The sequence below is a fragment of the Microcella sp. genome, from assembly GCF_033763155.1.
GTDB lineage: Bacteria > Actinomycetota > Actinomycetes > Actinomycetales > Microbacteriaceae > Microcella.
This window is the reverse complement of sequence record NZ_JANRKZ010000173.1, coordinates 1-11565: the sequence shown is the minus strand read 5'-3', so window position 1 is coordinate 11565 and position 11565 is coordinate 1. Positions and strand designations below refer to the sequence as shown.

Annotated in this window: 12 protein-coding genes; 4 read left to right on the top strand and 8 right to left on the bottom strand. The window is 68.5% G+C overall.

Going from position 1 to position 11565, the window contains the following annotated elements; all coding sequences use genetic code 11:
- The coding region (locus SFU54_RS07390) for an aminopeptidase P N-terminal domain-containing protein (protein ID WP_319015644.1) at nt 1-1037 on the bottom strand (1037 nt) is incomplete at its 3' end.
- Nucleotides 1038-1074: 37 nt separating this feature from the next.
- The gene (locus tag SFU54_RS07385) at nt 1075-2094 is read right to left on the bottom strand and encodes an endonuclease/exonuclease/phosphatase family protein (protein ID WP_319015643.1); all 1020 of its coding nucleotides are present in this window, start codon (nt 2092-2094) and stop codon (nt 1075-1077) included.
- Nucleotides 2095-2195: 101 nt separating this feature from the next.
- Between SFU54_RS07385 and SFU54_RS07380 the strand changes: the two genes are divergently transcribed.
- Nucleotides 2196-3047: a PHP domain-containing protein gene (locus SFU54_RS07380; RefSeq protein ID WP_319015642.1), complete on the top strand. Its 852-nt coding sequence runs from the start codon at nt 2196-2198 to the stop codon at nt 3045-3047.
- Between the two features lie 6 nt (nt 3048-3053).
- Here SFU54_RS07380 and SFU54_RS07375 read toward each other — a convergent pair whose 3' ends face one another.
- From SFU54_RS07375 to SFU54_RS07360, 4 genes are all read right to left on the bottom strand, one after another.
- On the bottom strand, nt 3054-4175 hold the full coding sequence (locus SFU54_RS07375) for a serine hydrolase domain-containing protein (protein ID WP_319015641.1): 1122 nt from the start codon (nt 4173-4175) through the stop codon (nt 3054-3056).
- A gap of 35 nt (nt 4176-4210) precedes the next feature.
- Nucleotides 4211-5737 carry a DHA2 family efflux MFS transporter permease subunit gene (locus SFU54_RS07370; RefSeq protein ID WP_319015640.1) on the bottom strand — a complete coding sequence of 509 codons (1527 nt, stop codon included), beginning with the start codon at nt 5735-5737 and terminating at the stop codon, nt 4211-4213.
- Nucleotides 5738-5812: 75 nt separating this feature from the next.
- The gene (locus SFU54_RS07365) at nt 5813-6415 is read right to left on the bottom strand and encodes a hypothetical protein (RefSeq protein WP_319015639.1); all 603 of its coding nucleotides are present in this window, start codon (nt 6413-6415) and stop codon (nt 5813-5815) included.
- Nucleotides 6416-6497: 82 nt separating this feature from the next.
- Entirely contained in the window at nt 6498-7943 is a 1446-nt protein-coding gene (locus SFU54_RS07360; protein ID WP_319015638.1) for a DEAD/DEAH box helicase, read from the bottom strand.
- An 88-nt stretch (nt 7944-8031) separates the two neighbouring features.
- Here SFU54_RS07360 and SFU54_RS07355 point away from each other — a divergent pair, with 88 nt between their 5' ends.
- Nucleotides 8032-8748, top strand: a complete 717-nt coding sequence (locus tag SFU54_RS07355; protein ID WP_319015637.1) for a ferritin-like fold-containing protein — start codon at nt 8032-8034, stop codon at nt 8746-8748.
- A 7-nt stretch (nt 8749-8755) separates the two neighbouring features.
- Complete coding sequence (locus SFU54_RS07350) at nt 8756-9073, top strand: hypothetical protein (RefSeq protein WP_319015636.1); 318 nt, start codon at nt 8756-8758, stop codon at nt 9071-9073.
- A gap of 24 nt (nt 9074-9097) precedes the next feature.
- Here the strand turns inward: SFU54_RS07350 and SFU54_RS07345 are convergent, their stop codons facing one another.
- Nucleotides 9098-9406 (bottom strand): hypothetical protein, encoded by a 309-nt coding sequence (locus SFU54_RS07345; RefSeq protein WP_319015635.1) that lies wholly within the window; start codon nt 9404-9406, stop codon nt 9098-9100.
- Nucleotides 9407-9451: 45 nt separating this feature from the next.
- On the bottom strand, nt 9452-9676 hold the full coding sequence (locus SFU54_RS07340; protein WP_319015634.1) for a DUF3107 domain-containing protein: 225 nt from the start codon (nt 9674-9676) through the stop codon (nt 9452-9454).
- A 111-nt stretch (nt 9677-9787) separates the two neighbouring features.
- On the opposite strand from SFU54_RS07340, the gene SFU54_RS07335 reads away from it, so the two are divergent.
- Nucleotides 9788-11565: UvrD-helicase domain-containing protein (locus SFU54_RS07335; RefSeq protein ID WP_319015633.1), on the top strand; the 1778-nt coding region annotated here is incomplete at its 3' end.

Genomic DNA, 11565 nt, shown 5'->3' with positions numbered 1-11565 from the left:
AACGCCGCGTCGGCCGCCTCGCGCACGGCCTCGTACACCCGACGCTGCACGTCAGTGAAGGTGCCTGACACCGGAAGTGTGCGGGTGATGTCGGCCGTGTAGTAGCTCTCGAGCTCGACACCCGCGTCAATGAGGATGAGGTCACCCGGCACGACGGGGCCATCGTTGCGGGTCCAGTGCAAGATGCACGCGTGGGGGCCGCTCGCGGCGATCGTGTCGTAGCCGACGGTGTTGCCCTCGGCGCGCGCCCGGCGGTTGAACGTGCCCTCGACGAGTCGTTCGCCGCGCGCGTGCGCGACGATCTGCGGCAGGTCGGTGATGACGTCGTCGAATCCCTGCTGCGTGGCGGAGACCGCCCGGCGCATTTCGGCGATTTCGAACGCGTCTTTCACGAGTCGCAGCTCGCTGAGGTCGCGCGCGAGTTCGTCGTCACGCACGGTGTCGATCTCGGCGGCTCCCGCGAGCAGTCGGGCGGCGTCGACCTGGTCGGTCAGCGCGCGGTCGGCCTCGCGCACGATGAGCGCGTCGGCCGTGAGAGCCGCGTCAAGAGTCGCGAGCCCGGCCGTGGCGAGTCCGAGGTCGACCGCGACCTCGGCGAGCGAGGGGCGCGGGCCCGTCCAGAACTCCCCGATCTCGGGGTTGGCATAGAACTCGTCGGAGTCACGCCCCGCACCTTCGCGAAAGTAGAGCGTGGCCACGTGGCCATCGCCCGCGGGCTCGAGCACGAGCACGCTGCCGGGCACGGTGTCGGCGCCCCATCCCGTGAGGTGCGCGAAGGCCGAGTGCGCGCGGTAGGGGTAGTCGGTGTCGTTCGAGCGTTGCCGCGCAGGGCCGGCGGGCAACACGAGACGCACTCCCGGGTAGAGCGCCGACAGGCGGGCGCGTCGCTCGGCTGCGCGCGCGGCGACGGGGCGCTGGGCGGTCACGCGCGTGGGCCGCTCGGCCCAGTTGCTCGAGATGTACTGCCGAAAGGTGTCGCTCGACGGAGTAGTCGAACGGTTCTCGGTCGCGCGCGGGGCATCCTTGCCGTCGGTCATGCCTTCATTCTGGCACTGGGCGCATGCCCTCTCGCCGCTACTCGAGAATCAGCCGCGCGACGATGGGCCGGTGGTCGCTGCCACTGCCATCTTCGGTCGTGATGACGCGCATGCCCGTCACGGTGATGTCGGGGGTCACGAAGACGTGGTCGATGGGCGCCCCGACTAGCGGCGGCAGGCGCGTCGGCCAGGTGCCCACGGCTCCGTTGCCCGTCAACAGTCCCGCGTTGAGGCAGTCTCCGAAGCCGAGGCCCGCGACCCCAGCCTCGGGGTCGACGACGCGGAAGTGGTCGGCCGTCGCGTTGAGGTCGCCCGCGAGAATGACCTGCTCGCCGCGACACACGGCGTCGATCCAGCGCAGGTCAGACCGCCAGTTCGAGAGCTCGCCGGGAATCGGTGCGACGGGGTGCACGCCGATGATGGTCGGGCCCGTGCCATCGACCGGCCGCAGAACCATGCTCGGCACCACGGAGGTGTTGCCGACCGAGTCATCGACCGCGTATTCGCCGAGGTCGACCGAGATCAGCACGCTCGTCGAGCGGGCCTTGGCGATGTAGTCGAATGCTATCGAGTAGACCCACATGGGCCGTCCTTGCACGCGCGTGAGTTCGGCAATGGCGACGGCAGTCTCTTGACTCGTCTCAGGCAGCACGACGATGTCGGCGTGCTCGGCGATGACCAGGTCGGCAATGCGGTCAGCGCCGGGGGCGTCGCCGAGCGTGTTCCACGAGAGCACCGCGAGCTCGGCGGGGGCGCGGGTCGGAAACGACTCGTCGCCGAAGCCGCGCGTCGAGAGCACGGCAACATTGAGCGCCGCGAACACGACGGCGAGCAGGGCGATCGCGGCGAGGAAGCGGCGAGCACCGGCCCACAGCAGAGCGAGGAGGCCGAGCGTGAACGCCACCATGATCGCGACCGTCGCGCCGAGCGCGCGCACCGAGACGAGCTGCGCCACCACGGGAGCCTCGGCCAGGCCGAAGAGGTTCGGCCAGGCAATCACGAGCAGAGCGGCCGCAACCCCCACGATCACAGCGGCGGCAAGAAAGCGTCGGATCATGGTGCGTTGAGCCTACTCGCGGTGGTTCGGAGCGGGCTGAGGCCCGGATGCTCGCTCCGGGCGCGGCGAACGGCACAGCATCCCGCCCGTAGCATGGGGCTATGACGCGCGGCCCGATCGATCTGCACACGCACAGCAGCGTCAGTGACGGCACCGAGACGCCCACGCAGCTCATTCGCGCGGCGATTGAGGCGGGCCTCGACACCGTCGCGATCACCGACCACGACTCGACCGCAGGCTGGGATGAAGCGCTCACAGCGGCGGCCGGCAGCGGTCTGCAGGTCATTCGCGGCATCGAGCTCAGCACGCGCCACGAATGGCGCAGCGTGCACGTGCTCGGGTATCTCTTCGACCCCAACGACACGGCGATCGTGCGCGAAACGGCACGCACGCGCGACGATCGACTCAACCGTGCCGAGCGCATGGTCGCACGACTGTCAGAAGACTTCGACGTCAGCTGGGATGACGTGCTCGCGCAAAGCGGAGGCGTCTCGATTGGTCGCCCGCACATCGCCGACGCGCTCGTCGCCCGCGGCATCGTGCCCAATCGCTCGGCGGCTTTCGAGTCGATCTTGCACTTCTCGGGGGGTTACTACTTGCCCCATGAGGCGCCGACCGTTCTCGATGGTGTGCGGATGATCGCCGAAGCCGGCGGTGCCCCCGTGCTCGCTCATCCCGCAACACGCGGCCGACAGGCGGTCGTCGATGACGACTCACTCGCCCGCTTGGTCGACGCCGGACTCGTCGGCCTCGAGGTCGACCACCGCGAGAACACCCCCGATGGCCGCGAGCGACTCATCGAGCTCGCCAAACGGTTTGACCTCGTCATGACCGGCTCGAGCGATTACCACGGCGACGGCAAGCCCAATCGGCTCGCCGAGAACACGACCTCACCCGAGACCCTCGAGCGTCTTGTCGCCGCGACTCGCGGCGTCGCACCCGTGCGCGCCTAGCCTTCGTTACTCGGGAATGAGCGGCTCGATCGGTTCGGTCCACAGCGCCCACAGACCGTTGGCAAGGTCGGCTCGCGGGGCCGCGCGACCGTTGCACGCGACGGCCATGACGACCTCGCGATCAACCGAGACGCGAAAGTTCGAGAGGTAGCCACCCCAGCGGCCCGAGTGTGAGAGCGTGCCGTCGTCGTTGAGAAAGATGCCCGCGCCGTAGCGGGCACCATCGTTGTCAGAGATGGCCCCGGTGGCGTAGTCGTCGCTCACGATTTGGCCGTCGCGGTATTCGTCGCCCCACAGGGCGAGAGCGGTCGGGGTCGTGATGATTCCCGTGTGGCCGTAGGCGCTCCAGGCGCCCTGCTGAATCGAGAGATCGACCTCGTAGGAGGTCGCGATGTCGGGCGCCAGCAGGGCGGGGGCGAGGGTCATGTCGAGATCGAGGGGGCCAAACACGCGGGTCTGCAGAAAGTCGGGAAGCGATTGGCCACTGACGTTCTCGACCACGGTCGCGAGCAACACGTAGTGACTGTTCGAGTAGAAGTAGCCCTCGCCCGGTTCACGGTCGGGTTCTCGGGCGATCGCCGCAAGAGTCGTCGCCTGATCAGCCGCGTCGGTAAAGCCGATGCCGCGCCGGTCGAGCTCGATCCAATAGTCGGGCAGTCGTGCCGTGTGGTGCATGAGCGAGTCGAGAGTGGTTTCGTCGGCCCAGCGGGGCAGGCCTGAGATGTAGCGAGAGACGGGGTCGCTGAGCGAGAGCAATCCATCGCGCTGCAGCAGCAACACCGCGGTTGCCGTGAACTGCTTCGAGATCGACGCGATGTCGAAGCGGGTGCTCGTGGTGAGGGGCGTGCCCGACGCGAGGTCGGCCAGCCCGCGCGCGTTGGCCCAGACGAGCTCACCGCGCACGGCGACGGCGGCGGAGCATCCGGGAAGCGTTGTGCTCGTCAGGCTCGTGAGCAACTCGTCGCTCAGCTCGGCCTTCTTGTCGACGGCGAGCAGTCGCTTCGGTGTCTCGAGGGCCGCGCTCGTGATCACTTTGCCCTGCGGGAGGTCAGCCGTCGCACATCCGCTGAGCATCACGGTCACGAGACTGACCGCAAGTAGGGCGGCGCGGCGACGAGCGGCAATCACTCGCCCAGAGTAGTTGGCGAATGCCGTGACAAACCCTAGTCAGCTGTGGCAGGAGGATCTGACGGTGTCGCAGCACCGTCGTGGCCGCCGTGACCGCCCGGGCCGCCGGCTGGCACGGGCGTGCGCCGCACAAAGAACACCGCGGGAATCGTGAAGGTCGCGATGATCGCGCCGACCGTGAACGCGGCTCGCACACCCTCGGCCGTGACCGAGGCCACCTCGGCGCCGCCCCCACCAAACGCGGCGGCGACCGAGATGAACAGCGCGATTCCCGCCGCGCCCGCGACCTGCTGAATCGTGCCCACGATCGCACTGCCGTGCGAGTTGAGCTGCGGCGAGAGGGCCGAGAGGCCATTGGTCAAGAGGGGAGTGAAGAGCAGGGCCAGGCCGAGGCTGAGCCCCACGTTGACGACCGCGATGAGCCACAGCGGGGTGGCTGCCGTGAAGAGAGCCATGCCCCAGAGTGAGCCGGCGAGCAAGATCGATCCGGGAACGACGAGCGACATCGGGCCGACCGCGTCATAGCGGCGCCCGATCCACGGGGCGAGCAAACCCTGCAAGAGTGCGCCGGGAAGAATGATGAGGCCCGACACGAGGGCGCTCGCACCGATGACGTCTTGAACGAACAGCGGAATGAGAATGATGGCGCCGAAGAGTGCCATCGACGCGACCGTGACAATCGCAATGGAGATGGCGAATTGCCGCTCGGCAAACGTGCGCAAGTCGAGAAGTGCGCCATCGGTGCGCTGCAACACGAGTTGGCGCCACACAAAGAGGGCGAGCGACACGAGGCCGATCGCGAGAGCGATGCCTGCCGTCGTCGTCGTCGACGCGGCTTGTTCCGTCGGCTGGCGGCCCGCCTCACCGAACTCGGCGAGGCCGAACACGAGGCCGCCGAAGCCCGGAATCGAGAGCAGCACCGAGAGAACATCCAGTCGACTCGGGCGCAGTTCGCCCACATTGACCATGCGCACGGCGCCAATGACGAGGGCCGCGACCGCGATCGGCAGCATCGTGATGAACAACCAGCGCCAGTCGGCGAAACTCAGAATGAGACCCGAAAGGCTCGGTCCGATGGCGGGTGCAACCGCGATGACCGTCGAGATGTTGCCGACGACGCGGCCCCGTCGCTCGGGGGCCACGAGGGCAAAGACCGTCGTGAACAGCATGGGGAAGATGATCGCCGTGCCGCTTGCCTGCACGATGCGGGCAATGAGAAGGGCTTCAAACCCCGGTGCCGTGGCGCCCAGAATCGTGCCGGCGGTAAAGAGCGACATCGCCACGAGGTACATCGAGCGGGTCGTGAAGCGCTGCAACAGAAAGCCCGTGATCGGGATGATCACCGCGAGCGTCAGCATGAACGCGGTCGTCAGCCACTGGGCGAGCGATGCCGTGATGCCGAGTGACTCGATGAGCACGGGAATCGCGACGCCCATGAGCGTTTCGTTGAGAATGACCACGAACACCGAGCCGATGAGCAGGCCGATGACGGTGCGATCGCGCGCGGCGGTCGCGGCTGCATCACGAGTGGGGGTGGCGGGGGTGGTGTCGGTGGCAGGCATAGGCAACCCAACCTACTCCGCACCCTCGCCATTCCCGACCCCCGGCCATCACCGCGGCCGACGACCGGTTCTGGCCTAGCGTCGGGCGAACACGGCCGAGAGCGGCCCGCCGCCCTGCAGCAGCAGATTGTTGGCATCGCAGTCGACGGTCAGTTGTGCACTTTCTCCGAGGGTCGGCACGGGAGGCTCGACACCCGCCGCGGCAGCCTCGCCGGCGGTTTCGGTGGCCGATTCAACGACGAGGTACTCCGCGATCGCGATCGTGCCATCGCCCGCGAGGTCGCCCGCATCCCAGCCCCACTCGGCTGTCGCCGTTTCGACCGTCGTGATCGAGAACGGCAACGTGGTTGACCCGGCCACCAGATCACCCGTCGACGTGAGGTCGGTGTCGACCGCCAGCAGGCCGTCTTCGGTCAGCGTGAGCACTTGGGCGCCGTCCATCGCGAAGTTCTCGACGGGAATACCGAGCCCGGTGAGGTACTCGTCGGCCTGCAGTGCGTAATCAGGCACGATGAGCTCCCACGTGCCCACGATGCACTCGGTGGGCTGGCCGTCGGCGTCGGCGGCGGGCGCGGGTTCGTCAGGCTCGGGCGCGGCGGGCGGCGAGACCGAGCATCCCGCAAGAAACAGGCTCGTGGCGCCCGCGAGCGCGAACCACGACGTCAGTGATCGAACCATGGCAGACCCCCCTGCGGCGCGCGCCTCCCCTGCGCACGATCCGCAGGTCAAGTCTGCCCCACGACATCGCGTCGCGCGAGGGTTAGCTGCTGGGGGTGCTCGCCTCGCCCGTGGATGCTGCACCCGACCCACCCGTGCGGCGGCGACGGCGACGGCGCGGAGTGCCCGAGCCCTCGGCGCGCGGTTCGCCCGTGCTGGTCTGCCCGGCGGCCGCGGCACTCGAGCTGCCCGACGCGGTGCCGCGCGAGCTGGACCCGCGTGACTCGCCCCGCCCGCTCGCGCTGCCTGAACGGCTGCGCTCGCGCGGCGGGTGTGATGCTTCGCGCTCGACCTTCGGAATCGGGGTCGACTTCAGTCGGCCCTTCGACCCCTCGGGAATGTCGAGGTCGCTGTAGAGGTGCGGCGACGACGAATAGGTTTCGACGGGCTCAGGCTGATTCATCTCGAGTGCCCGGTTGATGAGCGCCCACTTGTGCATGTCGGCCCAGTCGACGAACGTGACGGCGATGCCGGTCTTGCCCGCGCGTCCCGTGCGGCCGGCACGGTGCAGGTAGGTGTCGTGGTCGTCGGGCACCGTGTGGTTGATGACGTGGGTGACGTCGTTGACGTCAATGCCGCGAGCCGCGACATCCGTGGCAATCAAGATGTCTTTCTTGCCGGCCTTGAACGCGGCCATGGCGCGCTCGCGCTGCTCTTGATTGAGGTCGCCGTGCACGGCGGCCGCGCTGAATCCGCGGTCGGTGAGCTCTTCGACGAGCTTGGCGGCGGCACGCTTGGTGCGCGTGAAGATGACGGTCTTGCCGCGACCCTCGGCCTGCAGAATGCGGCCGACGACCTCGTCTTTGTCGAGCGCGTGTGCGCGGTAGACGACGTGCTTGATGTTGGCCTGCGTGAGGCCTTCATCGGGGTCGGTCGCGCGAATGTGGATGGGCTTCGACATGAAGCGGCGCGCGAGCGCGACGATCGGCCCGGGCATCGTCGCCGAGAAGAGCATCGTGTGGCGCGTGGGCTTGGTCTGCGCGAAGAGCTTTTCGATGTCGCTTAAGAAGCCGAGATCGAGCATCTTGTCGGCCTCGTCGAGCACCATGACCTCGACGTTGGCGAGCGAGAGCAATCGCTGGCTCGCGAGGTCGAGCAAGCGCCCGGGCGTGCCGATAACAATCTGCGCACCGGCCTTCAACTGCTCGATCTGGCCTTCGTAGGCCTTGCCGCCGTAGATCGAAACGGTCTTGACGTCGCGGTTGATGGCGGCGGTTTCGAGGTCTTCGGTGACCTGCACGCACAGCTCGCGGGTGGGAACCACAACGAGCGCCTTGACGCCCGGTTCGGGGTGCAGGCCGAGGCGCTGGATGAGCGGAAGGCCGAAGCCGAACGTCTTGCCGGTGCCGGTCTTGGCCTGGCCAATGATGTCTTGGCCGCTGAGGGCCAGGGGAATGGTCTGCTCTTGAATCGGGAAGGGTTCGATGATGCCCTTGGCCGCGAGAGCCTCGACCATGTCGGGCTCAATGCCCAGGTCAGTGAAAGTCACGAGTGTGTGTCGCCTGTCGTTATGTAGAAGTGAAGGCCAGTTTAGCCGCCGGGCGCTCTTTGGCGGGGCCATCGCCTAGGCTGGGCGCGTGGCTTCGTGGTTCAGACGGCAGCGCCCTCGCGTCGAGGCGCCGACCCTGACCCCGCGCGATACCGCGGCGGCGGCACTCAAGGTCGATCTCGGCGAGTTGGCCCCCGCGGCTGATGTTTTTCTCGGGCACTGCGCGGCCCTGCACTTGGTATTCATCGAGCAGCTCACGACGGCCATGACCAACGCTCCGCGGGTTGCCGACAAAGACGCCCTCGCGCGCGTCTCGGGCGTTGTGCTTACGCGCTACCTAGCGCTCTCGACCGAGATCGAGCGACTGCAACTCGACCGCAGCGACGTCATGCAGCCGCACCTCGAGGGTGTTGAAGAGTTTGAGCGGCGCACGCGCGGCGGGCAGTGGCACGAGCAAGTCGCGAGTGCCCACGTGACGATCGGATTTCTCACCGACTTTTGGGTGCGCCTCGCCGCCGGTCTACCGGGTGAACTCAGCGGACGGGTCACCGAAGCGCTCACGCGCGGAGACCTGCAGACCCCGGTGCATCGCATTATTGAGCGGGCGATCGCGGCCAACCCCAAACTCTCGTCGCGCCTCGCCCTGTGGTGCCGCCGACTCGTCGGAGACACGATGCTGCAGGCGCGGTCGGCGCTCGTCATGCACGACGACCCCTCGCGCGATGAAGAGCAAATCGAGCCCGTCTTCACCGAGCTCATTTCGGAGCACACGCGGCGCATGGATCGCCTCGGTCTCACGGCATAGGAGCGTCATGGCTGAGCAACAACCCGCGAGCATGTTCCGCACGCTGCCCCGCACGCGGCTGGGCTGGTGGGGGTTCGGGATGCTCGGCGCGGGCGCCGCGCTCCAGCTCGTGCAGAGTGCCCTGGTCTGGGCTTCGGGCGCGTGGGGGCTCGACGCGGCCGTGCGAGTTCCCGACCTCGTGTTCGTCATCGTGATGGCAAGCGGGGTCGTTCTCTCGGCGCTCGCCGTGCTCGTGCGCCGGGACTACTCGATCATGATGATCGCCCTCGCGATCGTGACGCTCATCAGCCTCGGCGGCGTTGCCGTGCGCACGTTCTCGGGCTAGCGCAGGGCATCCGTCGCCCGGCGATTAGGCCTTAGCCGTCGCTCCCGGCTTCATGAGGCGCTCGAGCAGTTGAGCGTCAGCGTGTTCGCGGCGCTTCGGAAGCGTGAGGGCCAGGGCGAGTGCCACGAGGGGGCCACCGACCAGAGCGATGACCCAGATCCAGCCCCCGTCGAACGGCAGGCCGATCCACACGCAGATGGCCCAGATGGCGGCCGTCGCGGCAGCGCCGGCGAGCGGCACGACAAGAAGGCCGTGCGCGTGCCGGCCGGGAACGACATAGCGAACGCCCAGCGCGAGGGCTGCACCAATGACCGTGACGAAGAGCAGTTCCATGATGGCGAGCGTACCGGCTGTCGGCCGGTGGTGGGGTGCGGCTGGTTAACCGACGAAGCCCACGCGACGCGCCGAGTCGCTGCCGATCTCGACATAACCGATGGCGGCCGTCGGCACGAGGTAGAGCTTGCCCTTGCTGTCGGTCAGGCTCACGACAGGCGCGCCCTTCTCCATGGCGGCCGTGATCGCGGCCGTGATGTCAGCGGCCGACTCCGAGGTCTCGAAGGCGAGCTCGCGGGGGCTGTTGAGAATACCGATGCGAATGTCCACGACCGTCAGCGTACCCGGCGGCTCGGGGCCGAGCCCTCGTGTTCACTGAGGGCGCACCGGGCCGGCGGGTGCGCCGGTGCCGCTGTCGGCGCGCGCCGGTAGCGTGGCCCCGTGACCACCTTCGATGCCGCGCTGCCGATCGCCGACAGCGCGCCCGTGGTTCTCGACGCCGCGCAGCAACGCGTGGTAGATGCGCGTCACTCGCGCGGCACCGTCGTGCTCGGCGCCCCCGGGTCGGGCAAGACCACTGCCGTGATCGAGCTCGTGGCGAGCGCCGTGCTCGATGACGGCCTCGACCCCGAGCGCGTGCTCGTGCTCACGCCGTCGCGGCGAACCGCAACTCTGTTGCGCGACCGCCTGGCCGTGCGCGTGGGGAGCTCGCGTGCGTTGCCCGGGCCCCTCGCGCGGTCGATCTCGGCGTATGCGTTCTCGATCGTGATGGCTGCCCATCGGCTCGATGGCCTCGCCGAACCCCGTCTCTTGAGCGGTGCTGATCAGGATGCCGACCTGGCTGAATTGCTCGACCGCTCGGTGCTCGACGAGGTACTCGGGGCGGGAGTGGCACGCGGTCCCGCGTGGCCTGACCATCTCGGGCCCGACGTTCGGCGCTTGCCCGCGTTTCGCACCGAGTTGCGCGATGCGATCGCCCGCCTCAGTGAGCACGGCTGGAGCACCGACCAGTTGCGGGCAGCGGCACGCGAGCGGTCGGTGCCTGCGTGGGCCGCCATTGCCGACTTCGTCGATGAGTATCGGCGCATCTTGGGGGCCTCACGGCCGGGCCAACTCGACCCCGCTGAGCTCGTGCGAGCCGCTGTCGAGCTCGTGCGACAGCCTCCCGCGGCGATGCCCGCCGTGCCTCAGCTCGTCGTTCTCGACGACGCTCACGATGCCACGCCCAGCGGCTTCGACCTGCTCGCGGCACTCGCCTCCCGCGGAGCGACGGTCATCGCCCTCGGCGACCCCGACCTCGCGGCCAACACCTTCCGGGGTGCCGAGCCAGAGGCGCTCGCCCACCTTCCGGCCAAGCTCGGTTGGCGTGATGCCACACCGATTGTGCTGACAACCGTGCATCGCCATGGCCCAGCGCTGCGAGGGCTCACCGCCGACGTGACCGGCCGCATCGGTGCCGCGGCCGCCGGAACCCAGCGCAAAGCCGTGGCCTCACCGAAGGTGGCCGACGGCGACGTGCGGGCGATTCCCCCGACCTGGAATGGTCCTCTCCTCGCGCTCGAGGCCCCCAACCCCACGCGCGAGAGAACTCTCGTGGCCGACCTGCTGCGCGAGCGGCACTTGCTCGATGGCATTCCGTATGGGCGCATGGCCGTCATCGTGCGCAGCGGAACGATGGTCCCGGGCATCGTACGGGCGCTGGGCCAGGCCGAGGTGCCGGTGCAGTCGACGGCGGCGGGGCGACCGGTGCGCGAGCATCCCGCAGCGCGTGCCCTTATTCGGCACGTCGAGGTGGGGGTCGGTCGCGCCGAGCTCGATGCCGCTGCGGCGACCGAGCTGTTGCTGGGGCCGCTCGGTGGCATCGACCGCGTGGGCCTGAGACGACTGCGCCGTGCCTTGCGGGCCGAAGAACTGGCGGGAGACGGTGACCGCACGGCCGATGAATTGTTGGTGGATGCCCTGACGGCACCCGATCGTCTCGCCACAATTGACCACGCCATCGCTCGCCGTGCGGCGCGACTGGCGCGCACCCTGCAGTCGATCGCCGAGCGTTACCGGGCGGGTGCGACGGTCGATGAGCTTCTCTGGCTGGCGTGGAGCGAGTCGCACGTTGCCGAAGGGTGGCGCCGCGATGCGGCCGGGTTTGGGGTCGCGGCGGCCGAAGCCAATCGAGCGCTCGACGCCGTCGTGGCCGTGTTTACGGCGGCGGCCACGATTGT